This is a genomic window from Pseudomonas sp. B5(2017), assembly GCF_002112825.1.
Lineage (GTDB): Bacteria > Pseudomonadota > Gammaproteobacteria > Pseudomonadales > Pseudomonadaceae > Aquipseudomonas > Aquipseudomonas putida_Z.
Genome location: NZ_NEIR01000004.1, coordinates 338,681 through 362,142 on the forward strand (window position 1 = coordinate 338,681; position 23,462 = coordinate 362,142).

Sequence of the window (23,462 nt, forward strand, 5' to 3'; positions counted from 1 at the left end):
CGATGGGCCGCACAGCGGCCCCAGGGCCTCACCCGCGAAGGTGCTTCTTCAACACATCGACCAATCGCTCGATCTCCGCCTCGGTATTCAACAGCCCAGGCGCCGTCCGCACCACCGGCCCGACATCCCGCGAAACCGCATCGACCACGATGCGCTGGCTGTTGAGATACCGGGCCACCTCGTCAGCATCCTGCCCCGTGACCCGGAAGAAGGTGAACCCCGCCGAATACTGCGTGCTGCGCGGTGTCACCAACTCGACCCCCGGCAGCGCCTCAAGCCGCTGCCTGAGATAGCCATTAAGCCCATGAATCCGCGCCTGCACCGCCGCCTTGCCCAACTGCAGGTGCAGCTCGAACGCCTTGCCCAATGCCCAGCGGTGCTCGAACGCGTGGTAACCCCCGGGCGTCATCACCGTGGCAAAGTCCTCGTTCTCGGAAAACGTGGCAATGCTCGGGTTCAGCTGCTTCAGTTCGGTGGACGCCGCGCAGATGATCCCGGTACCCCGCGGCCCGAACATCCACTTGTGCGTGCCGGCGATGAAGTAGTCGCAGTTGAGATCGGCAAAGCGCATGTCTTCGACGCCGAAGCCATGCACACCGTCGATCACGTAGATGATCTGGTCCTGCTCGTCACGCTGGCCATTGACCTCGCGCACCAGCGCGCCGATCTCGCCAACGGGCAGTTTCACGCCACTGCCCGAGTGCACCCAGGTCATGCCCAGCACCCGTGTTTTCGGCCCGATGGCCGCCGCGATGGTGGCCAGTACCTGGTCGCTGTTGACCTTGGCGGGGTCGTCGAACAGGCGCAACCGGTGCACCGGTGTGCCATCGCGCGTGGTGCGAAAGCCCATGGTATGGCGGGCGGCCGAATGCTCGTGCACGGTGGTGAGAATTTCCTGCCCCGGGGCAATCTTCAGCCCGCCATAGATCAGCCCCAGGCCTTCGGTGGTGCTGCCGGTCAGGGCGATTTGCCGGGGCGTCACTTCGAGGTAGCGGGCCGCCCATTCACGCACGGCGGCTTCGTGCTTCCATTCCGACTGGCTGTCCCAGTCGACCATGCGGGCCGGGTGGCGGTCGAAGCGGGCACGCAGCGCCTCGATGGCTTCGCGCACGGGCCGTGGGTGCGAGGTGATCAGGAAGTTGGCAAAGTGCGCGTAGGCCGGGTCCAGCTCGAACAGGTTGCGAAACCCGGCCCAGTCGCTGGCGGTGGCAGGCTGCGCAGCTGCCGCTCGGGCGGCAGGCAGCAGTGGGCCTGTGAGGGGCAGGGCGGCCGCAAGCAGGCCGGCCTGCTTGAGAAAGGTGCGACGATCGTTCATCAAATGGCTCGCAAGGGTCAGGGGGATGAGGTGGCGACAGGTTGCGCGGCGCGCTGCACCTGCTCCCACACCCGCAGGAAGTTGCCGCCCCAGAGCTTGGCGATATCCGCTTCGGAGTAGCCGCGGCTGATCAGTTCGGCGGTGACGTTGCGTGCTTCACTGGCGTTCTGCCAACCGTCGATGCCGCCGCCTTCGTTGAAGTCCGAACTCAGGCCGACATGGTCGATGCCGACCTTGCGCACGGTGTAGTCGATGGCGTCGCCATAGTCCTTGAGCGTGGCCGGCGGTTCCTCCTCGAGAATGCCGTACAGCGCGTTGGCGTACTGGCCGACCTTCTGCTCGGGCCAGCCGGCGATCACCGGGTCACCGGGCATCAGTGCGTAGTCGAGGTTGGCCAGTGGCGGCAGGTCGTAGCGGGCGCGCAGGGCGTTGAGTTTGTCCTGGGTCTTGCTGCTCAAGGGCTTGAGGTAGGTGGAGAAGGCCACCAGCTGGACCACGCCGCCGCTGTCCTTGATTAGCTGCAGCTCCTTGTCGGAGAGGTTGCGCCTGATGTCGACCATCGCCCGCGGCGCCGAGTGCGAGGCCACCACCGGCGCGCGGCTGAGGGCGACGGCCTGGGCCAGCGCCTTGCTGGACATTTGCGACACATCGATGATCACGCCCAGGTCGTTCAGCCGCTGCACGGCGCGCTTGCCGACCGGCGACAGGCCGTCCAGGGCATCGGCGGTGTCATTGAAGAACGGCAGCGGGCGCGAAGAGTCGGCCCAACTGTTGTTGCCCACGTAGCTGAAGCCGAACATGCGCACGCCGCGCGCGGCCCAGCGGTCGAGCTGGTCGATGTCATCGCCCAGCGCATAGGCGTTGAGCATGCTGAGGAACACCGCGAACTTGCCTTCACCGTGCAGGCGCCGCATGTCTTGCGGGGTATAGGCAATACCCACCTGCTGCGGGAAGTCGCGGACCATGGCGGTGATGGCGTTGTAGCGCACCTCCTGGGTGTGGCGGGCGGCTTCGACGAAGCCTGGGGTAGGGCGGTGCGGGCCACCGTCACCGGTCCAGGACTCTGGCCAGGCGAAGATGGTCAGGGCCGCGCCAGACAAACGCCCGCGTGCGGCTTTGGCCAGGTCGAAGCGGCCGCCGCCATCCTTGTCGGCCTCGCTGCCTTCGGTGCCGAAGGTCAGCGGCAGGGTGACATGGCTGTCGAACGAGATGATGCGTTCCTGCAGGTCGTTGGCCTGGCGGGTCACCTCCCTGGGATAGCCGGCGGGTGTGGCGAAGTAGTGCCAGGCGGCAAACCCGGCGCCAGCGGCAACCGCCGCGGCCAGGCTGATAAACAGGGCTTTCTTCCAGCGTGGAGTCGTCATCTTGGTCTCAGTAGGTTCACCGTCGAGGGATGGGCACAGAGGCCGCCGCTACCTGCAGTGAACGAGCTCGCAGCCGAGAAATTTAGCCGCTATCAGGTCGCTGGCGCAGGGCCCTGTAGGAGCGGCCTTGTGTCGCGATAGGGGTGCGCAGCGCCCCCAGGATCTTCGCACCTCTGCAAAATTGCCGGGGCCGCCTTGCGGCCCTTTCGCGACACAAGGCCGCTCCTACATTGACCGAGTTGCCTTCAAGGTTTGGGGGTGGCAAGCCGCTAAATTTCGCCTGCCGTGCAACGTTCTAGCCTTGGACGGGCCGTGCTCCATGGCCGCAATGAATGCACAGGTATGCAATGACGATTTCCCGACGCGGTTTCATCGCCGGTGTGGCATTGACGGGGGTGGTGGTGCCCGGTGCGCTGGGGGCGCTGTATGTGCAGCGCCAGCGTGCCGCCGAGGAATTCCCGGAAACCCCTGGCGAGGCCGTGGTCGAGTTGGCCGATACCCGCCTGCAGCAGTTGGGCGATACCCTGCGCGGCATCTGGCGCTGGACCCTGCAAGGCAAGGATGCGGGCCTGGACGGCCTGCCCACGGGTGAACTGGAGCTGTTCCTGGATGTGGCAACCAGCGGGCGCGCCCTGCGCGGCTACCTGGATACCCCCGAGCGCCTGCGTGGGCAGGAGGAACCGCGCTACCGCGTGGTAGGCGACCTGTTGGCGGACAAGCCGGGCACCCTGCGCTGGCGCCTGTTTTCGGCCCAGGCCCGCTATGAATGCCATATCGTGCTCGACGAGGTATGGGGCCGCTTCGGCAACGCCGGGCCGGCCACCCTCAACGGGCGCATTGCACGCCTGGACCGCGCGCTGACATTGCCCGTGGAGGACAACCAGTTCCTGGCCTTGAAGCGCACCTTCCCCGAGGCGCGCGAGCGTATCCCGCTGAACCCGCAACTGCTGGCCTGGCTGACCGCCCCGGAGCATCGCCTGTTCCACCAGCTGTGGCACTCGTCGCGGGACAAATGGCACAAACTGGGCAAGGACAAGCAGGGCGCCCTGCGTGGCCTGGGCTGGCAGCCCGGGCCGCGTGATCGCGAGCGTGACGCGCGGGGCCGGCACAAGGACCGCAACGGCTCGGGCGAAGACTTTTTCTTCATGCACCGGCACATGCTTGGCAGGGCGCGTGCCTTGCAGGACCTGCCGTCATGGACGCGCTTCCCGCTGCCGCAGCCGGAACTGGAGCGCGACCGGGCCGGATTCGCCCGCTACTTCGACAACCATGACGGCAATGCCCTGCCGCCCACCTGGCTGGCCAGCGGTGATGCGGATTACACCCAGTGGGTGCGCGACATCAAGACGCCGGATACCTTCCATGGCAACTTCCTGGTCTGGGAGTCGCGCTACACCGACCCGGAGTACCTGAGCACCTTGACCCTGGGCCAGTTCGGTTCGGAAGTGGAGCTGGGCCTGCACGACTGGCTGCACATGCGCTGGGCATCGGTGCCGCGCGACCCCTCCAACGGCATGCCGGTGCCGACGGCGCGCACGCCGGATGATTTTGCCGACCGCTGGTTCGCCGAACAGAACGATTTTCTCGGTGACCCGTTTTCATCCCATGTGAACCCGGTGTTCTGGCACTTTCATGGCTGGATCGACGACCGCATCGAGGACTGGTTCCACGCTCATGAGCGGCTGCACCCGGGCGAGGTGCGGCGCCTGGAAGTCAATGGCGTGCCATGGTTTGCGCCAGGGCGCTGGGTGGAGGTGGCCGACCCGTGGCTGGGGCCGGATACCCATGGCTGCTCGACGGTGCCGGGTTTGCGGCCCGGGCGCAGTGTAGAGATGGACCCGGAGACCATGAAGCTGGCCTTGCGCATCATCTACAGCGATGACGACCTGCTCGACAAGCTGCGGCCCAAGGTACCGCAGCGGCCGTGGTATGCGCGCAACATGAAGGTGGCGCAGCGCTCGCGTTGATTGGGGGCGCTCTGCGCCCCTTTCGCGACACAAGGCCGCTCCCACATGACGGCGCATGGCTTGAACCTGTGGGAGCGGCCTTGCGTCGCGATGGGCTGCGCAGCAGCCCCGGAAGGCAACGCGGTTTACTGCCCGACCTGCCACCCACCCCCCAATGCCTTGTACAACGCCACGCTACCCTGCAACCGGGCCAGGCGCAGTTGTGCCTGCTGGTCCTGCGCCACATACAAGGTGCGCTGGGTCTCCAGCACGCTCAACAGCGTCTCCGCTCCCGCGCCATAGCGCTGCTGCGCCAGGTCGAACGCCAGCCGCGCCTGCGCCACCTCTTCATCCTGCCACTGCCGCTGGCGGTCCACGCCCTGGATCGCATTGAGCGCTTTCTCGACATCGGCAAAAGCGGCCAGGATGCTGCTGCGGTAGGTCTCCAGCAACTCCATCTGTTCAGCCTCGGCCAGTTCACGCGCGGCACGCAGCCGGCCGTTGTTGAAGATCGGCGCGACCAGGCCGCTGGTGAGGGTGTAGTAGGAGCTGTCGAACAAATGGGCAAAGGTATTGGCGCCAGCTCCCAGGTTGGCCCCGAGGGTGAGCTTGGGCAGCATGGCGGCGCGGGCGACCTGCACGTTGGCGCTGGCAGCGGCCAGCCGTGCTTCCGCCGCGGCAATGTCCGGGCGGCGGGTGAGCAGCTCGCTGGGCACGCCGCTGCCAATGGCGGGCCATTGCAGGCTGTTGATCGCGTCCTGGCTGGTGGGTAGCGACTGCACCGGGTCGCCGAGCAGGGTCGCCAGGGTGACCCGGCTGTCTTGCCACTTCTGTTCCAGTAACGGCAACTGGCGTTGCTGCGCGGCCACCAGGCTGCGCTGCTGGGCCAGTTCCAGGCGCGTGGCGGACCCGCTGCGCTGGCGTGCCTCGACCAGGCCCAGCACGTCCTGGGCATTGCGCAGGTTGAGGCGGGCAATGCGCAACTGTTCCTGCAAAGCCAGGCCCTGCAGGTAACTGTCGGCCACCGCGCTGACCAGGGTCAGCGCCACGGTCTGGCGGTCGAAGCGGCTGGCATCCAGGCTGCGCAGGGCGCTGTCACGGGTCGCCCGCAGGCCGCCCCAGAAGTCGATTTCGTAGCTGGCGCTGAGCTGCATGTCGAACGAGGTGCTGGTGGGCTCGCTGCGGCTGACATCCAGCTGGTCATAGCCGTCACCGTGCAGCAGGCGTTGGCGGCTGCCGTCCAGGCCCAGCTTCAACTCCGGCAACAGCGGCGCGCCGGCAATGACCGCGCGGGCCTGGGCCTGGCGTACCCGCGCCGTGGCGGCAGCCAGGTCATGGGCATTGTGCAGGGCGTGCTGTACCAGGCGGTCGAGCTCGCTGCTGGCGAAGGCTTGCCACCACTGTGTCGTTGGCAGTTGTGCCGAGGGTGATGCGGCCTCGCCTTGCCAGGCGGATGGCGCGGCGATGCCGCTGGCGGGTGTTGGCGGCGTGCTGCAGGCGGCGAGGCATACGCATAAGGTCAACAGGCTGATGCGGCTAGGCAGAGTCATGGGTTATTCGCTGGTAAGGGCTTTGACCGGGTCGAGGCGGGCGGCCTTGCGCGCTGGCATGAAGCCGAACACGATGCCGGTGACGACGGCGCAGGCGAAGGCGCCGAGCATGGCGGGCAGGGCAAAGGCCACCGCCACTTCGGCCAGCATCAGGCCGCCACCGATGGCCAGGGCCAGGACGATGCCGGCCAGGCCGCCGACCATCGACAGCATCACCGCCTCGCTGAGGAATTGCCGCAGGATGTCGCGCTGGCGCGCACCAGTGGCCATGCGGATGCCGATTTCACGGGTGCGCTCGCGCACCGTCATCAACATGATGTTCATCACGCCGATGCCGCCCACCAGCAGCGAGATCGCAGCGATCGCCCCCAGCATCAGCGACAGGCTGTTCTGCGTGCGCGCCTCGGCCTGGATCAGCGCCGCGTCATTGGTCAGCTCGAAGTCCTGGCGGCCGTTGTGGCGCTGGCGCAGCAGCTTGTCGATGGCCGCTTCGGCCTCGTTGACCCGCGTGGAGTCCAGGGCGGCAACGGCGATGTAGTCCGGGTCGCGCTGGCCGAACAGGCGGATGGCTGCGGCGGAGTAGGGCACCACGATGCGCCCGTCGCTGTCCTGGTCGCCAGAGCTGGCGCCCTTGCCGGCCAGGATGCCGACCACCTGGAACGGCACATTGCCGATCAGCAGGTACTGCCCCAGAGGGTCGCGCCCAGGGTCGAGCATCTTTTCCCGCACTTTCTGGCCGATCACCGCCACCGCGGCAGCGTTGGCTTCATCGGCATCGGTGTAGAAGCTGCCTTGCACCGCCGGCCAGTTGAAAATCTCGGGGAACCCGGTGTTGTTGCCACCCACATAGAACCGCTGGCTGTTGTTGCCGTGGCGCACCATCATCTTTTCGCCGATCACCGGCATCACGTGCTTGACCTGCGGCAGTTGGCCGATGGCAGCGACATCGTCGAGGGTGATGGTGCCGGCCTGCTCGCCCAGGCTCGCCGGCTTGCCGTTGAGGTAGAGGATGTTCGAGCCGAAGGCTGCCATCTGCGCCATGACCTGGCGCTTGCTGCCTTCGCCCACTGCCAGCATCACCACCACCGAGGCCACGCCGATGACGATGCCCAGCAGGGTCAGGGCGGTGCGGAAGCGGTTGACCCACATCACCCGCCAGGCCGCCTGCAGGGCTTCGAGCAATTCGCCCTTCCACGCCCCGTGCAAGGTCGCGCCACGGTCCAGGCGCTGGCGCAGCTGGTCGGCCTGCAGCCCGCGGCCGTTGTCGACCGTGGGCTTTTCGGCGGCCGAATCGCTGATGATCAGGCCGTCGCGAATTTCGATCACGCGCTGCGCCCGCGCCGCGACGTTGCGGTCATGGGTGATCAGGATGATCACGTGGCCCTGGCTGGCCAGCTCGTCGAGCAACGCCATCACTTCGGTGCCGCTGTGGCTGTCGAGGGCGCCGGTGGGTTCGTCGGCGAGGATGATATGGCCGCCATTCATCAACGCCCGGGCAATCGACACCCGTTGTTGCTGGCCGCCAGACAACTGGTGCGGGCGGTTGCCGGTGCGGCTGGCCAGGCCCAGGCGACCGAGCAGGGCGCTGGCACGGGCGTGGCGTTCGCTGGCGGCAAGGCCGGCATAGATGGCCGGCATTTCGACGTTTTCCTGGGCCGAGCCCGAGGGGATCAGGTGGTAGCCCTGGAACACGAAGCCGAACGCCTCGCGGCGCAGCCAGGCCAGTTCGTCGCTGCCCAGTTCGGCCACATCCTTGCCGGCGAAGCGGTAGCTGCCGGAAGTGGGGCGGTCGAGGCAGCCGAGGATATTCATCAAGGTCGACTTGCCGGAGCCGGAGGCGCCGACGATGGCGACAAACTCGCCGGGATGGATGCGCAGGCTGATGCCATGGAGGATATCGACCTTGGGCGTTTCGACGCCGCCGTAGGATTTACGGATGTCGACCAGCTCGATCAGGGGTGTGCTCATTCAACCTCCGCTGACGCCAGGGGCGCCGATCACCAGGCGTTCGCCTTCGTTGAGGCCGTCCAGCACCTGCACGCGCAGGCGGTCGCTGAGGCCGGTGCGTACCTGGCGCTGTTCCACCTTGCCGTCGCGGGTCAGCACATGCGCCAGGCGCAGGCCATCGCCATCGTCCAGCGCGGCCAGTGGTACGGTCAGCACCTGGCTGGCTTTGCCTGCGACAAAGAACACCTGCGTGGTCATCTCGGCCATCAGCGCGCCGTCCGGGTTGTCGACATCCAGCAGCACGCTGTACTGCACCACCTGGCTGCCGGCACTGCCATTGCTGACGCTGGCCGGGCTGCCGCCACCCTGGCTGGCCTGCTCCAGGGGCTTGGGCGGGATCGGCAGCACTTGCCGCACGGTGCTGGTCCAGCGGCGCTTGCCGCCGGCCAGGGTGGTGAAGTAGGCGGTCATGCCCGGGGTGACCTTGCCGATGTCGGCCTCCGACACCTGGGCCCACACGGTCATCGGCGAGAGCTTGGCGATGCGCAGGATCAGCGGGGTTTGCTGTTGGGCATTGAGGGTTTGCCCCTCACGGGCATCCACCGCCACTACCGTACCGTCCATCGGCGCGTAGATGCGCGTGTAGCCCAGCTCGGCCTCGTCGCTGCGCAGGCTGGCCTGGGCCTGGCGGATCTGCGCCTGGAACATGTCGATGCGCGCCTGGGTGACCTTCAGCTGTGCGGCGGCCGTTTGCACGTCCTCGTCGCGGGTGGCACCGGCGGCGGCCAGGTCCCGTTGGCGTTTGAGCTGCTGCCGGGCCAGTTGGAACTGTGCGCGTTGTTCTGCCAGCTGGGCCTTGAGGTTGTCGATCGAGTAGCGGCCGGCATCCAGCCGGGCCTGCTGGGTCGAAGGGTCGATCTCGACCAGCAGCTGGCCTTTGCGCACCGTGTCGCCAACCTCCACATGCAGGGTGTGGATCTGCCCCGACGCCTGGGCACCGACGTCCACGTAGCGCCTTGGTTGCAGGGTGCCCAGTGCGGTGACGCTGCTTTCTATGTCGGCGCGGGTCACGGCAACCGTGCTGAGCGGCTGTGCGCCGTAGGGCAGGGCCTTCCAGGCCAGCAGGCAGCCCAGGCCGAGCAGGCCCAGGCTGCTGAGCAGGAGCCAGCGACGGGTGTTGGTTAAAGGTCTCATGCAGACATCCAGCCGAGGGGGTGCCAGATAGACGAAAGCGGCAGAAGGGGATTTAGCGCAGTGAGTTTGGCGCGGTCTGTGTAGGAGCGGCCTTGTGTCGCGAAAGGGGTGCGAAGCGCCCCCAGGATCTTCGCATCACTGCAGATTGCCGGGGCCGCTTTGCGGCCCTTTCGCGACACAAGGCCGCTCCCACAGACGGGCGCATACACTTGGGGTGGTGGCGGTGTTGCTCCATGCACCTTGTTGCTGAGAATAATTATAATTTGTAAGATCGCACGCTGACATCACTCGGTCCCGCGTTGCTGCCTGAAAGGGCTTTCTGGCATAGGCTGGCAGGACGATCTCAGGTAACGTCGTGGAACATTACTATCGCGAACTGGTGGGCTTCCTTTCCGCGCGCCTGGGCAATCGTCAGGCCGCCGAAGATGTGGCGCACGATGCCTACCTGCGGGTGCTGGAACGCACCGACGCCGAGCGCATCGAGCACCCGCGTGCCTTCCTTTACCGCACCGCGCTCAACCTGGTGGTCGACCGCCACCGGCGGCATCAGGTACGCCAGGCCGAGCCGCTGGAGGTGCTGGACAGCGACGAGCGCTGGCATACCCCGGCGCCGACCCACGACATGCAGCTCGACCAGCGCCTGGCACTGATGCAGCGCGCGCTGGATGAGCTGAGCAAGGTCTGCCGCGACTGCTTCCTGCTGCGCAAGCTCGAAGGCCTGTCACACCAGCAGATTGCCGAGCACCTGGGTATTTCCCGCAGCCTGGTGGAGAAGCACATCGTCAATGCCATGAAGCACTGCCGGGTGCGCATGCGCGAGTGGGAATCCTGATCGCCGGGTTGAATGCAGATGAAAATTCCGTCAGTCGATCACTTGATTTCCACGGTTTTTCCGACTTCTATCAAAGAAGACCCCTGCCAGGCGTAGCCTTGGCAGCAGCCGTTACTGGCGCAGTATGGTCATGGAGCCTACCCATTACCCAACTGCCCAGGTCCCGCCATGGCCAACAAGACCCTGCGCATCCTCATCGCCGACGCACACCCCTGCCAGCGCCTGCAACTGGAGCGGCTGCTCAACGGCCTGGGCTACTACCGGATAGCGCCAGTGGACAGCTTCGAGGAGCTGCAGCGCCTGGTGCTGAGTGCCTTGCAGCCTTTCCACCTGCTGTTGGGCAATATCGAGCTGGCCAGCCATGTCGGGGTCGACCTGGCGCGCTTCTGTCGCGTCAGCACGCAGATCCAGCACGCCCTTCTTTATCACTCTACCCAGTTGCAAGTGCCCATGGTGCCGCAGACCGAGCGCCAGGCCGTCAGCCTGAGCCTGCCCCAGGTGCCGGACAACGAGGCACTGGAGGCGTTCATGGCGATCATCGATACGCCGCTGCTGGTCGGCAAGCTGCCGCTGCCGGGCGCCATGCCGGCTGCCACGGTGCGGCCACGGCCGAAGGCCAATTTCGTCAACACCATGTTCAACCGCTAAAGCCGCAGTGGGCAGGGCAAGGGGGCAGCTATTTGCTATCCTCTTGCCCTTTGCCGATTTGCGGACCCTGCCATGACTGCCATCGATACCGCTCGCCCGCCCCGGTTCAGCCGCGGCGACCACCGGACCCTGGGCCTGGCGGCGTTGGGCGGCGCGCTGGAAATCTACGACTTCATCATCTTCGTATTCTTTGCGCTGACCCTCAGCCAGCTGTTCTTCCCGCCCGAGATGCCCGAATGGCTGCGCCTGCTGCAAAGCTTCGGAATCTTCGTCACCGGCTACCTGGCGCGGCCGCTGGGCGGCATCCTGATGGCGCACTTCGCCGACCACCTGGGACGCAAGCGGGTCTTCAGCCTGAGCATCCTGATGATGGCCCTGCCGTGCCTGTTGATCGGGGTAATGCCGACCTACGCCGATATCGGCTATGCCGCGCCGCTGATCCTGCTGGCACTGCGTATCCTGCAGGGCGCGGCGGTGGGCGGCGAGGTGCCGAGCGCCTGGACTTTCGTCGCCGAGCACGCGCCAGCCGGGCGGCGCGGTTATGCCCTGGGCTTCCTGCAGGCCGGCCTGACCTTTGGCTATCTGCTGGGGGCACTGACCGCGACCTTGCTGGCGCAAGTGTTCACCCCGCAGGAAATCCTCGACTACGCCTGGCGCTACCCGTTCCTGCTCGGCGGGGTATTCGGCGTGATCGGCGTGTGGCTGCGTCGTTGGCTCAGCGAAACACCGGTGTTCCTTGCCCTGCGCGCGCGCCAGGAGCAGCCGGTGAACTTCCCGCTGCGGCGGGTGCTGGGCGAACACCGCCGGGCGTTGATCCCGGCGGCGCTGCTGACCTGCGTGCTGACTTCCGCCGTGGTGGTGCTGGTGGTGATTACCCCGACAGTGATGCAGCAGCGCTTCGGCATGAGTGCCGGGCACACCTTTGCCCTTAGCAGCGTGGGCATCGTCTTCCTCAACATCGGCTGCGTGCTGGCCGGGCTGCTGGTCGACCGTGCAGGCGCCTGGCGCGCATTGATGCTCTACAGCCTGTTGCTGCCAGTGGGCATCGGCGCGTTGTATGCCAGCCTGGTGGGGCAGTGGGGCATGACCTGGCTGGCCTATGCGCTGGCGGGCCTGTCCTGCGGCGTGGTGGGCGTGGTGCCGTCAGTGATGGTCGGGTTGTTCCCGGCCGAGATCCGCGTGTCGGGCATCTCCTTTACCTATAACGTGGCCTACGCGCTTTGGGCCAGCACCACGCCGCTGGCGCTGATTGCGCTGATGCCGTGGAGCCCGTGGGTGTGTGTCGGCTTTTGTCTGGTCATGGGTACGGTGGGGTTGCTGACGGCCTTGTATTTCGGGCGTCGGGAGCCATTGGCGTTTGCCGCGGAGCCGATGCCCATCATGTGTGGTGACAAATGAGCGTGTAATGGTCTTGGGGGCTGAGACAGACTTCCTGAGCCGGCACCACAGTGGGATGGCACGCGGACTTTGTAGGAGCGGCCTTGTGTCGCGATGGGCTGCGCAGCAGCCCCAGGACCTATGCTCCAGCGCAAACCATCGGGGCTGCTGCGCAGCCCATCGCGACACAAGGCCGCTCCTACACGGGCCAGTACTGCCAGAACAGGTAAAACAAAAAGCCCCCGGCTCGTGAGAACCGGGGGCTTTTCGTTAGCGCAGGGCAGGGGCCTTACATGTTCGGGTAGTTCGGCCCGCCAGCGCCTTCAGGGGTGACCCAGGTGATGTTCTGGGCCGGGTCCTTGATGTCGCAGGTCTTGCAGTGCACGCAGTTCTGCGCGTTGATCTGGAAGCGCTTGTTGCCATCCTCCTGAGTGACCACTTCGTACACGCCCGCCGGGCAGTAGCGCTGGGCCGGCTCGTCGTACAGCGGCAGGTTGCTGGCGATCGGCACGTTCGGGTCGGTCAGCTTCAGGTGGCAGGGTTGTTCCTCTTCGTGGTTGGTGCTGGAGAGGAATACCGAGCTGAGCTTGTCGAAGCTGAGCTTGCCGTCCGGTTTCGGGTAGTCGATCTTCTGCGACTCGGCCGCCAGCTTCAGGCAGGCGTAGTCCGGCTTGGTGTCGTGCAGGGTGAACGGCAGCTTGCCGCCGAACCAGTTCTGGTCCACATAGTTGAACGCAGCGCCCAGCAGCGGGCCGAACTTGTGCATGGCCGGGCCGAAGTTGCGGCTGGCGAACAGCTCTTCGTACAGCCAGCTGGCCTTGAAGGCGCTGACGTAACCGTTCAACTGGTCACCGCCTTCGCTGCCGGCGAGCAGTGCGTCAGCCACCGCTTCGGCGGCCAGCATGCCGGACTTCATCGCGGTGTGGCTGCCCTTGATCTTGGCGAAGTTCAGGGTGCCCAGGTCGCAGCCGATCAGCGCGCCGCCGTTGAAGACCATCTTCGGCAGCGAGTTGAAGCCGCCCTTGCAGATGGCACGGGCACCGTAGCTGATGCGCTTGCCGCCTTCGAGATATTGCGCCATCACCGGGTGGTGCTTGAGGCGCTGGAACTCGTCGAACGGCGACAGGTACGGGTTGGCGTAGGACAGGTCGACGATCAGGCCGACCACCACCTGGTTGTTTTCCAGGTGATAGAGGAACGAACCACCGGTGTTGTCCTTGGCCATCACGTCCAGCGGCCAGCCGGCGGTGTGCACCACCAGGCCCTGCTCGTGCTTGGCCGGGTCGATTTCCCAGATTTCCTTCAGGCCGATGCCGTAGTGCTGCACATCGGATTCGCTATCCAGGTTGAAGTGCTTGATCAGCTGCTTGCCGATGTGGCCACGGCAGCCTTCGGCGAACAGGGTGTACTTGCCACGCAGCTCCATGCCAGGGGTGTACATGCCGTCTTTCGGGTTGCCTTCGCGGTCGACGCCCATGTCGCCGGTGACAATGCCGCGTACCACGCCGTTTTCATCGAACAGCGCTTCCTGGGCGGCGAAGCCCGGGTAGACTTCCACGCCCAGGTTCTCGGCCTGCTGGGCCAGCCAGCGGCACAGATTGCCCAGCGAGATGATGTAGTTGCCCTGGTTGTGCATGGTCTTGGGCACGAACAGGTCAGGCACCTTGGTCGAGCTGCCGGCATCCTTGAGCACGTAGATGTCGTCACGCTTCACTTCGGTGTTCAGCGGCGCGCCGAGCTCTTTCCAGTCTGGGAACAGCTCGTTCAGGGCACGGGGTTCGAATACCGCGCCGGAGAGGATGTGGGCGCCGACTTCAGAGCCTTTTTCCACCACGCAGACGCTGATTTCGCTACCGGCTTCGGCGGCCTTCTGCTTCAGGCGGCAGGCGGCGGACAGGCCCGCCGGGCCGGCGCCGACGATGACCACGTCGAATTCCATGTATTCGCGTTCCACTGGTTCTCTCCTACTCATCAAGGCTCGTGCTGTTGCTTTGTCTTATGGGTGCGCGGGGCATTCGCAGCGGTTCTACGCAACGGCGGAACTGTAGCTGGGCAAATGACGGACTACACCGTTTTGTCTTGGCCGCGCATTATATCTACACCACTTGGCGGGTCCAATACAAACGTTTGTTTGAATTTGCCGCAGGCCAGTAAAATCACAGGAACGCGGCTGGAGGGTGACCGATTTGCCGTATTGACCGGATTGGGTGTTACGGTCAAGATACGAGCGGTTTTACGTTCGCCGTAGGCTTGCAGCCGGGCGCAGGTACACCTCTAAAGACCAGGTGTGGAGCAGGGTTTTGCGGCCTTGGGCCGGTTTGTAGTGGAGTTTACACGCCACGACAGAAAATGACCCGTGAGTATTTGTCGCAAGAGTCCGGACAAGACTGTTCGGTCACTGTGAAGTTACCGCCTCCCGGTACGTTTTTAGAGGTGCCCTTGTACCCACGCGCATCGCAGGGCTCTGCCCCTGGCGACTATCTATTCACCGGAGAGTAACGAGGAATCCATGAAGGTTCTTGTAGCTGTCAAACGAGTGGTCGACTACAACGTCAAGGTTCGCGTCAAGGCGGACAACTCCGGCGTCGACCTTGCTAACGTCAAGATGTCCATGAACCCCTTCTGCGAAATCGCCGTGGAAGAAGCCGTACGCCTGAAGGAAAAGGGCGTCGCGTCCGAGATCGTCGTCGTTTCCGTCGGCCCGACCACTGCCCAGGAGCAACTGCGTACCGCCCTGGCCCTGGGTGCCGACCGTGCCATCCTGGTCGAAGCCGCTGACGAACTGAATTCCCTGGCTGTGGCCAAGGCGCTGAAAGCCGTTGTCGACAAAGAGCAGCCTCAGCTGGTCATCCTCGGCAAGCAGGCCATCGACAGCGACAACAACCAGACCGGCCAGATGCTGGCTGCGCTGACCGGCTTCGCCCAGGGCACCTTCGCCTCCAAGGTGGAAGTTGCTGGCGACAAGCTGAACGTCACCCGTGAAATCGACGGCGGCCTGCAGACCGTTGCACTGAACCTGCCGGCCATCGTCACCACCGACCTGCGCCTGAACGAGCCACGCTACGCGTCGCTGCCGAACATCATGAAGGCCAAGAAGAAGCCGCTGGAGACCGTTACTCCAGACGCGCTGGGCGTTTCCCTCGCCTCCACCAACAAGACCCTGAAGGTTGAAGCCCCGGCTGCCCGCAGCGCTGGCATCAAGGTCAAATCGGTGGCCGAACTGGTCGAGAAGCTGAAGAACGAAGCGAAGGTAATCTAAATGACTATCCTGGTTGTCGCTGAATACGAGAACGGTGCCGTAGCCCCGGCCACCCTGAACACTGTTGCCGCTGCCGCCAAGATCGGTGGTGATGTGCACGTGCTGGTCGCTGGCCAGAACGTGGGCGGCGTTGCCGAGTCCGCAGCCAAGATCGCTGGCGTGGCCAAGGTGCTGGTTGCCGATAACGCTGCCTACGCCCACGCCCTGCCAGAAAACGTTGCGCCGCTGATCGTCGAGCTGGCCAAGGGCTACAGCCACGTGCTGGCTCCGGCCACCACCAACGGCAAGAACATCCTGCCGCGCGTTGCCGCGCTGCTGGACGTGGACCAGATCTCCGAGATCATCTCGGTCGAGTCCGCTGACACCTTCAAGCGCCCGATCTATGCCGGTAACGCCATTGCCACCGTGCAATCGAGCGCTGCCATCAAGGTCATCACCGTGCGTACCACCGGCTTCGACGCCGTGGCCGCCGAAGGTGGTTCGGCTTCCATCGAAGCCGTCGGCGCCGCGCACAACGCCGGCATCTCGGCCTTCGTTGGTGAAGAGCTGGCCAAGTCCGACCGCCCAGAGCTGACCGCTGCCAAGATCGTCGTTTCCGGCGGCCGTGGCATGGGCAACGGTGACAACTTCAAGCACCTGTACAGCCTGGCCGACAAGCTCGGCGCTGCCGTCGGTGCCTCGCGCGCCGCGGTCGACGCCGGCTTCGTGCCGAACGACATGCAGGTCGGCCAGACCGGCAAGATCGTTGCGCCACAGCTGTACATCGCCGTCGGTATCTCCGGCGCGATCCAGCACCTGGCCGGCATGAAGGACTCCAAGGTGATCGTGGCGATCAACAAGGACGAAGAAGCGCCGATCTTCCAGGTAGCCGACTACGGCCTGGTCGCTGACCTGTTCGAAGCGGTTCCGGAGCTGGAAAAGCTGGTCTGATCTGCCTGCTTCACTTATAAAGAACCCGGCCCTCGTACAGGGGGCCGGGTTTTTTTGTGGTCATTTCCGGCCCGATCGCTGGCAAGCCGGCTCCACAGGTACAGCGCAGTTCTCAAGGGCGGTGCTGTACCTGTGGGAGCTGGCTTGCCGGCGATCGGGCCGGGCAAAGCAATACAAGGAGTGAGCAATGGTGCTGCGTAAAGCAGGCAGGGTGCTGGCATGCATGGCGGTGCTGGTTTCGCCGCTGGCCATGGCGGCAGGCAAGTGCGAGCGCCTGGTGGCAACCGGCAGCCCTGATGCGCCGCCCTATTCGTGGCGGGACCCGAACGACCCGAAACACCTGATCGGCGCCAACGTCGATCTGCTGCGCCAGGTGGCTGGCGAACTGGGCGTGAAGGTGGAGGTGCTGAGCGCCGGTCGTCGTGACCAGGCGCTGGAAGAAGTACGTAGCGGGCGCATGGACCTGCTGCTCGACACCCCCATGCAGGTGGAGCAACTGACCGCGCTGGACTACATCCATCCACCCCTGCAGCTCAACGAATACCTGGTGTGGACGCGCCACGACGCCACACTGGCCTTCGAGGGCCCGGCGGACCTGGCCCAGTACCAGGGCAGTTTGTCCGAGCGTGCGCGGCTGACCCCGGCCTTTACCGCTTTCGCCAAGGCCCAGCTGAAACTGGTGCCAGCACAGAACCTGACCCAGGCGTTCCAGAAGCTGGTGCTCGGCCAGGTGGACTATGTGCTCGCTGGCCGCTATTCGGGCATGGCCATGGCCCAGAGCCTGGGCATGAGCAATGACCTGATCGCCCGCGGCCTGCCGGTGGATCGGCCGGGCCTGTACCTGGCCCTGTCGCACAATTCGGCCTGCAATGACAGCTGGTTGCGTGGGCAATTGGCGAAAAAACTGACAGAATTGCCGATCTCCGGAGCATCCGAGGCCGTGCTGCAACGTAATGTCGAGCGCTGGAAAGCGCAGCTGCAGGTGCCGTCGGACGCCCCCAAACACTAGGAAGATTGCGTGAGAACCCAACCACTAATCCTTGCCCTGGCCGTGCTCGGCCTGGCTGGCTGCGCCAACGATCCGGCCCCTAACGAGCAGATGCGCATTTCCGAACAGGCGCTGGAGCAGGCCAGGGCCGTCGGTGCCACCGAGCAGGTCGATGCGCTCAAGCTGGCTGAAGACAAGCTGGCCCGGGCCAAGGCCAACATGCTCACCGAAGACTACCGCGATGCGCGCATGCGTGCCGAGCAGGCCGAACTGGATGCGCGCCTGGCCGAGGCCCAGGTACTGAACCAGAAGAGCGAAGAGCAGCTGCAACTGCTGCAGTCGCGGGTCCAGCGCCTGCGCAAGCAGTTGGAGGTGCAGCCATGATCCGTCGTGTGCCATTGGCCGCGCTGGCAGTGCTGGCGCTGGCGGCAGGTTTGCAAGGCTGCGCCAGCCAGCGCAGCAGCGCAGCGCTGGATGATGCCACTGCAGCTTTCCAGAAGGTCAAGGATGATTCCAATGTGTTGCGCAGCGCGCCGCGTGACGTGATTCGCGCGGGCGAGTCGCTGGCCCGTGCCGAGCGCCTGTCCAGCTACATCGGCACCGGTGCCGACGTGCGCCATTACGCCTTCCTGAGCCAGCGCTACAGCGAAATTGCCAGCGAGCATGCCAAGCTGGCGCTGAACCAGGAACGCCAGGCCAAGCTCGACCTGGAGCGCCAGCGCCTGCAGCTGGCCCTGCGCGAGGCCAAGCTGGCCAGTGTTCAGCAGCAGGGCAAGTGGGTCGAGTCGCAGATCGCCGCGCTGGCCTCGGAGCAGGCCGACCGTGGTCTGGTGATGACCCTGGGGGACGTGCTGTTCGACACCGGCCGCGCCGACCTGAAGAACTCGGCCAGCCGTACCGTGCTCAAGCTGGTGCAGTTCCTCCAGCTCAACCCGCGCCGGGTGGTGCGGATCGAGGGCTATACCGACAGCACCGGCCCGGCTGAGGACAACCTGAAGCTGTCGCGTGATCGGGCGCAGGCCGTGGCCGACATGCTGGTAGACCTGGGCATCGACGAGAAGCGCCTGCAGGTCGAGGGCTATGGCGACCAGTACCCGATCGAGGCCAATGCCTCGGAGCGGGGCAGGGCGCAGAACCGTCGGGTGGAGATCGTGTTCTCCGATGACAAGGGCAAGCTGGCGCCAGCACGCTGACCGCTTGGCGGCGCGGTGGATGGCACCGGCTTTGCCGGTGTTCGCGGCTAAAGCCGCTCCCACAGGTACAGTGTTAACTTCAAGGTATGCACAGTACCTGTAGGAGCGGCCTTGTGTCGCGAAAGGGGCGCAGAGCGCCCCCGGCTTTTCGTCGGGCTACCCGGGTTTGATCGTTTCCATGGCTGTCACGCAACTGTATTGTTGACTATCCTGCGATCTGTCCCAGTACACTTTGCAACTGTTACGGTATCCTCTACCGTCAGTGAGCGACACAAGAACAACGAGCCCGTCCGCGCGTCGAGAGCCAGCCATGACCAACCTGCTGTTGTACCAGCGTATCGCCCAGCAACTGGCCGATGACATCCGTCGTGGTGTCTACCAGCCAGGCGAGCGGGTACCCTCCGTGCGCAAGATGAGCGCCCAGCTCAATGTCAGCCATGCCACGGTGCTGCAGGCCTATGCCAATCTCGAGGACCAGGGGCTGATCCGTGCGCGGCCGCAGTCCGGCTACTACGTGCACCAGACCCCGGCCCTGACCGCGCAGACCCCGGACATCGCCCGGGTCGAGCGCCCCGGCCTGGTCACCCGCGCCAGTATCATCCAGCAGGTGCTGACCGAGGCGCGTCGTGATGGCGTGTTCCCGTTCGGCGCCGCTGTGCCGCACGTCGACTACCTGCCGGTCCGTGCCTTGCACCAGCAGATTGCCAAGGTCACGCGCTTCCACAGCCCGCGTGCCTTCAGCTACATGTTCAGCCCCGGTTTCGAGCCGCTGCGCCGGCAGATCGCCATTCGCATGCGTGATGCCGGTGTGCTGGTTGACCCGCGTGAAGTGATCGTGACCCATGGCTGTGTCGATGCGCTGCAGATGTCTCTGCGCGTGCTGACCCGTCCCGGCGACCTGATCGCCGCCGAATCGCCCACCTATTACGGGCTGCTGCAGCTGGCCGACCTGCTGGGCCTGAAGGTGATCGAGATCCCCAGCGACCCGTCCACCGGTATCAGCCTCGAAGCGCTGCAGCTGGCGGCCAACCAGTGGTCGATCAAGGCCCTGGTTCTGACTGCGCGCCTCAGCAACCCGCTGGGTGGCACTGTCCCGGAAGAGCGGCAGAAGCAGTTGCTGCGCCTGGCGTCGGACTTCGATATCCAGATCGTCGAGGATGACATCTATGGCGAGCTGATGTTCGAGCAGGGCAAGACCAAGGCGCTCAAGGCATTCGACCGGTTGGACCGGGTGATCTATTGCTCGAGTTTTTCCAAGACCCTGTCCCCCGGCGTTCGCGTTGGCTGGATGATCGCCGGGCGCTATCAGGACGAGATCCAGCGCCTGCAAACCTTCACCACCCACTCGGCCTGCAGCGTGACGCAGATGGGGGTGGCGGCCTACCTGGAAAATGGCGGCTACGACCGGCACCTGCGTTACATCCGTCAGGAGTACCGCAAGAACCTCAGTGCCTACCAGCTGGCGGTGCAGCAGCACTTCCCCGAGGGTACCCAGATGACCCGGCCGACGGGCGGTTTCATCCTGTGGGTGAGCCTGCCGGGGCGGGTCAATACCCAGGAGCTGCATGTGCGCGCGCTGGAGCAGGGTATCAGTATTGCGCCGGGGCTGATCTTCAGTAACACCGAGCAGTTCAACCACTGTATCCGGCTTAATTGCGGTATACCCTGGAACAAGGAAGCCGAGCGCGCGGTGATCACGCTCGGTTTGCTGGCTCAGCAATTGTGCCGGGAGCCAGCAGCGGCACTTTTGTAGGCTTGCCACGCGCCCGTGGAACAGGGAGCATACGCACTTTTCCTGCCAGTCTGTCTATTTGCCATGAATGCTTTGCGCCGTTATGCCCTGATCTTGTGCCTTGTACCGCTCGGCAGCCTGGCTGGTGTTGCCCAGGCTGCGCAGCCGGCAGGCCAGGCGCAGGCGGCGCCGGTGCAGAAAGCCAAGCCGGTGCAGAAAGCCGCAGCCAGGCCAGCGCACAAGCAGCCTGCAAAAAAAGCCGGTAACAGCAAGGCCAGGCCGGCGCGCAAGCAGGTGAGCAAGGAGGTTGCCAAGCCGCTACCCAAGGCGAAGCTGGACCTCAGCCTGCCGGCCGATATGGTCGATGACCTTGAGCCGAATGTGGGCAGCCCTTCGCCGATACAGCGACGCAAGCCTTTGCTGCCACCCATGTTCACTGAAAAGCCGGAGACCAGCGACAGCCCGTTCCAGCTCAATGGCCGGTTGATCAGCAACGAAATGCAGCTGCAGCTGCGCAATGACAGCCGTCGCGACGTGGAAGGGGCGGCCATCGATTTCGAGTACCGCCAGTAGCAGGTGAACTGACTGCCGGGTCACGGCAGATTTCATCATGCCAGCAATTTCAAACGCCTGTTTGAGCGGTTACTATCCAGGGACGTTCGTCCCGTTTTGTTCCAGGGAGTCCTGATTTTGGTGAATAGCCATGAATTGCCGTGAGGGCTGTGGTGCCTGCTGCATCGCCCCGTCCATCACCTCTGCGATGCCGCGCATGCCCAATGGCAAGCCGGCTGGCGAGCGCTGCCTGCACCTGACCGTCGACAACCTCTGCGACCTGTTCGGCAAGCCCGAGCGGCCGGCAGTGTGTGGCGGTTTCAAGGCGGATGTGGAGGTGTGCGGCAGTGACCGTGACGAGGCCATCAGGATTCTTGGCTGGTGGGAGCAGATGACGGCGGCGTGACAGGCTGGATCTTCGACAACAAGGATAAACATGATGAGATCGTTCAAGCGTATTGCTCTGCTGTGTGGCATGGGTGTTCTGCTGTCGCCCGCGGCCTGGGCCGAAAACTGGCAGGTGGCCAAGGACGAGGAGGGGATCAAGGTTTCCCTCAGTGAAGTGGCCGGTTCCAAGTACAAGGCCTATCAAGGCGTCACCGTGATCAAGGCGCCGCTGGCCAAGGTGCAGGCGTTGCAGGAGGATGTGGTCGGGGCTTGTGCATGGATTCACGAATGCAAGTCGCAGAAGCTGCTCAAGCACGAAGGTGACCAGAGCTGGACCTACACCCAGTTCAATACGCCATGGCCGGTCACGCCGCGGGACTCGGTATTGCATGTGACCACGGTCAAGGGGGCTGACGGCAGCCTGGTGCGCAACCTGAAGGAAGAGCCAACCTACGTCCCGGAAGAGAAGGGCTTTGTGCGGGTGGCGAAGGTCGAAGGCTTCTGGAAGCTGGTGCCCAAGGGTGACAGCACGGAAGTGACCTATCAGGTGCACACCGAGCCGGGTGGTAGCGTGCCGGCGATGGTGGCCAACAAGTTCGTGGTGGATGCGCCGTTCAATACGCTGAAAGGGTTGCGGGAGCGGGCTGAGAAAAACTGAGGCATTGTGTCACTTGTGCCGGCCTCTTCGCGGGTAAACCCGCTCCCACAGGTATCCCGCAAACTTTCGGGCCTGTGGGGTCCCTGTGGGAGCGGGTTTACCCGCGAAGAGGCCAGCACAGGACGAATAAAAAAGGCTGCCCGAGGGCAGCCTTTTTGCGTTCGGCTATGGAAGCTTACTTGCGGTCCTGCAGCGCAACGATGTCGCGCTTCTGCTCGCCGGTGTACAGCTGGCGCGGGCGGCCGATCTTGTACGGGCTGGAGAGCATTTCTTTCCAGTGCGAGATCCAGCCCACGGTACGTGCCAGGGCGAAGATCACGGTGAACATGCTGGTCGGAATGCCGATCGCCTTGAGGATGATCCCCGAGTAGAAGTCGACGTTCGGGTACAGCGAGCGCTCGATGAAGTACGGATCGGTCAGGGCGATCTCTTCCAGGCGCATGGCCAGTTCCAGCTGCGGGTCGTTCTTGATGCCCAGCTCGCGCAGGACTTCGTCGCAGGTCTGCTTCATCACGGTGGCGCGCGGGTCGCGGTTCTTGTACACGCGGTGACCGAAGCCCATGAGCTTGAACGGGTCGTTCTTGTCCTTGGCCTTGGCGATGAACTTGTCGATGTTCGAGACATCGCCGATTTCATCGAGCATGGTCAGTACCGCTTCGTTCGCACCGCCGTGGGCCGGGCCCCAGAGTGCGGCGATACCAGCGGCGATACAGGCGAACGGGTTGGCACCCGACGAGCCGGCCAGACGAACGGTAGAGGTGGAGGCGTTCTGCTCGTGGTCGGCGTGGAGGATGAAGATCCGGTCCATCGCCTTGGCCAGCACCGGGCTGATCGGTTTGATCTCGCACGGGGTGTTGAACATCATGTGCAGGAAGTTTTCCGCGTACGACAGGTCGTTGCGCGGATACATCATCGGCTGGCCCATGGAGTACTTGTAAACCATCGCGGCCAGGGTCGGCATCTTGGCGACCAGGCGCACCGCGGAAATTTCGCGGTGTTGCGGGTTATTGATGTCCAGGGAGTCGTGATAGAACGCCGACAGGGCGCCGACCACGCCGCACATCACCGCCATCGGGTGGGCGTCGCGGCGGAAGCCGTTGAAGAAGGACTTCAGCTGCTCGTGAACCATGGTGTGGTTCTTCACGGTGCTGACGAACTGGGCCTTCTGCTCGGCATTCGGCAGTTCGCCGTTGAGCAGCAGGTAGCAGGTTTCGAGGTAGTCGGACTTTTCGGCGAGCTGCTCGATCGGGTAGCCGCGGTGCAGCAGGATACCTTTGTCGCCGTCAATGTAGGTGATCTTCGACTCGCACGAGGCAGTCGCCATGAAACCAGGGTCGAAGGTGAAGTGACCAGTGGCCCCCAACCCGCGGACGTCGATTACATCAGGACCAACGGTGCCGGTTAAAATGGGCAGCTCGACGGGGGCAGCGCCCTCGATGACCAACTGCGCTTTTTTGTCAGCCATGTGGCCTCCTATTAATGCTTGAAATCATCAGACAGACCCCCCACGCAGGGCCCGCACCACTATAGAGGGATAAATTCAGATGTCAATTTGCCTAAAGGCTTGTTGAAACAGGCATTGAGGCCTGA

20 protein-coding genes are annotated in these 23,462 nt (G+C 64.5%); 13 read left to right on the forward strand and 7 right to left on the reverse strand.

Translation table 11 applies throughout. From position 1 onward, the window contains the following. Positions 1–28 precede the first annotated feature (28 nt). On the reverse strand, positions 29–1,315 hold the full coding sequence (locus CAG00_RS08500) for an aminotransferase class V-fold PLP-dependent enzyme (RefSeq protein ID WP_085664037.1): 1,287 nt from the start codon (positions 1,313–1,315) through the stop codon (positions 29–31). Positions 1,316–1,332: 17 nt separating this feature from the next. Beyond that, positions 1,333–2,679 carry a pyoverdine-tailoring dipeptidase-like protein PvdM gene (gene pvdM, locus CAG00_RS08505; protein WP_085664038.1) on the reverse strand — a complete coding sequence of 449 codons (1,347 nt, stop codon included), beginning with the start codon at positions 2,677–2,679 and terminating at the stop codon, positions 1,333–1,335. A 347-nt stretch (positions 2,680–3,026) separates the two neighbouring features. Between pvdM and CAG00_RS08510 the strand changes: the two genes are divergently transcribed. After that, positions 3,027–4,646, forward strand: coding sequence for a PvdJ/PvdD/PvdP-like protein (locus tag CAG00_RS08510; RefSeq protein WP_085664039.1), 1,620 nt, complete (start codon positions 3,027–3,029; stop codon positions 4,644–4,646). A gap of 125 nt (positions 4,647–4,771) precedes the next feature. Here CAG00_RS08510 and CAG00_RS08515 read toward each other — a convergent pair whose 3' ends face one another. From CAG00_RS08515 to CAG00_RS08525, 3 genes are read right to left on the reverse strand one after another with little or no spacing between them, the layout of a single operon-like run. After that, positions 4,772–6,175, reverse strand: coding sequence for an efflux transporter outer membrane subunit (locus tag CAG00_RS08515; RefSeq protein WP_085664040.1), 1,404 nt, complete (start codon positions 6,173–6,175; stop codon positions 4,772–4,774). 3 nt (positions 6,176–6,178) lie between these two features. Continuing rightward, positions 6,179–8,143 (reverse strand): MacB family efflux pump subunit, encoded by a 1,965-nt coding sequence (locus CAG00_RS08520; protein ID WP_025339985.1) that lies wholly within the window; start codon positions 8,141–8,143, stop codon positions 6,179–6,181. Further along, complete coding sequence (locus CAG00_RS08525) at positions 8,144–9,316, reverse strand: efflux RND transporter periplasmic adaptor subunit (RefSeq protein WP_085664041.1); 1,173 nt, start codon at positions 9,314–9,316, stop codon at positions 8,144–8,146. It lies immediately after the preceding gene. Positions 9,317–9,671: 355 nt separating this feature from the next. On the opposite strand from CAG00_RS08525, the gene CAG00_RS08530 reads away from it, so the two are divergent. From CAG00_RS08530 to CAG00_RS08540, 3 genes are all read left to right on the forward strand, one after another. Further along, on the forward strand, positions 9,672–10,148 hold the full coding sequence (locus tag CAG00_RS08530; RefSeq protein ID WP_025339983.1) for a sigma-70 family RNA polymerase sigma factor: 477 nt from the start codon (positions 9,672–9,674) through the stop codon (positions 10,146–10,148). Between the two features lie 168 nt (positions 10,149–10,316). Next, positions 10,317–10,796 (forward strand): histidine kinase, encoded by a 480-nt coding sequence (locus CAG00_RS08535; RefSeq protein WP_085664042.1) that lies wholly within the window; start codon positions 10,317–10,319, stop codon positions 10,794–10,796. A gap of 72 nt (positions 10,797–10,868) precedes the next feature. Further along, on the forward strand, positions 10,869–12,194 hold the full coding sequence (locus CAG00_RS08540; RefSeq protein ID WP_085664043.1) for an MFS transporter: 1,326 nt from the start codon (positions 10,869–10,871) through the stop codon (positions 12,192–12,194). 268 nt (positions 12,195–12,462) lie between these two features. Here CAG00_RS08540 and CAG00_RS08545 read toward each other — a convergent pair whose 3' ends face one another. Further along, a complete protein-coding gene (locus CAG00_RS08545; RefSeq protein WP_085664044.1) occupies positions 12,463–14,145 on the reverse strand; it encodes an electron transfer flavoprotein-ubiquinone oxidoreductase in 1,683 nt (560 codons plus the stop codon). Positions 14,146–14,682: 537 nt separating this feature from the next. On the opposite strand from CAG00_RS08545, the gene CAG00_RS08550 reads away from it, so the two are divergent. The 9 genes from CAG00_RS08550 (at position 14,683) to CAG00_RS08590 (ending at position 21,872) form a co-directional block, all read left to right on the forward strand. Then, positions 14,683–15,432 carry an electron transfer flavoprotein subunit beta/FixA family protein gene (locus tag CAG00_RS08550; RefSeq protein ID WP_025339979.1) on the forward strand — a complete coding sequence of 250 codons (750 nt, stop codon included), beginning with the start codon at positions 14,683–14,685 and terminating at the stop codon, positions 15,430–15,432. Beyond that, complete coding sequence (locus tag CAG00_RS08555) at positions 15,433–16,362, forward strand: electron transfer flavoprotein subunit alpha/FixB family protein (protein WP_085664045.1); 930 nt, start codon at positions 15,433–15,435, stop codon at positions 16,360–16,362. Positions 16,363–16,549: 187 nt separating this feature from the next. Next, positions 16,550–17,371, forward strand: coding sequence for an ABC transporter substrate-binding protein (locus CAG00_RS08560; protein ID WP_085664046.1), 822 nt, complete (start codon positions 16,550–16,552; stop codon positions 17,369–17,371). Positions 17,372–17,380: 9 nt separating this feature from the next. After that, a complete protein-coding gene (locus tag CAG00_RS08565; protein WP_023661849.1) occupies positions 17,381–17,734 on the forward strand; it encodes a DUF4398 domain-containing protein in 354 nt (117 codons plus the stop codon). Next, positions 17,731–18,543 (forward strand): OmpA family protein, encoded by an 813-nt coding sequence (locus CAG00_RS08570; protein ID WP_023661850.1) that lies wholly within the window; start codon positions 17,731–17,733, stop codon positions 18,541–18,543. Before CAG00_RS08565 ends, CAG00_RS08570 begins: the two co-directional genes overlap by 4 nt. Before the next feature lie 310 nt (positions 18,544–18,853). Then, positions 18,854–20,296, forward strand: coding sequence for a PLP-dependent aminotransferase family protein (locus CAG00_RS08575; protein ID WP_025339975.1), 1,443 nt, complete (start codon positions 18,854–18,856; stop codon positions 20,294–20,296). Positions 20,297–20,359: 63 nt separating this feature from the next. After that, on the forward strand, positions 20,360–20,848 hold the full coding sequence (locus CAG00_RS08580; RefSeq protein WP_085664047.1) for a hypothetical protein: 489 nt from the start codon (positions 20,360–20,362) through the stop codon (positions 20,846–20,848). Positions 20,849–20,978: 130 nt separating this feature from the next. Continuing rightward, entirely contained in the window at positions 20,979–21,233 is a 255-nt protein-coding gene (locus CAG00_RS08585) for a YkgJ family cysteine cluster protein (protein WP_025339973.1), read from the forward strand. Between the two features lie 33 nt (positions 21,234–21,266). Then, the gene (locus tag CAG00_RS08590; RefSeq protein ID WP_075045846.1) at positions 21,267–21,872 is read left to right on the forward strand and encodes an START domain-containing protein; all 606 of its coding nucleotides are present in this window, start codon (positions 21,267–21,269) and stop codon (positions 21,870–21,872) included. A 175-nt stretch (positions 21,873–22,047) separates the two neighbouring features. Here the strand turns inward: CAG00_RS08590 and gltA are convergent, their stop codons facing one another. Beyond that, the gene (gene gltA / locus CAG00_RS08595) at positions 22,048–23,337 is read right to left on the reverse strand and encodes a citrate synthase (RefSeq protein WP_013973445.1); all 1,290 of its coding nucleotides are present in this window, start codon (positions 23,335–23,337) and stop codon (positions 22,048–22,050) included. Between the last annotated feature and the right edge of the window lie 125 nt (positions 23,338–23,462).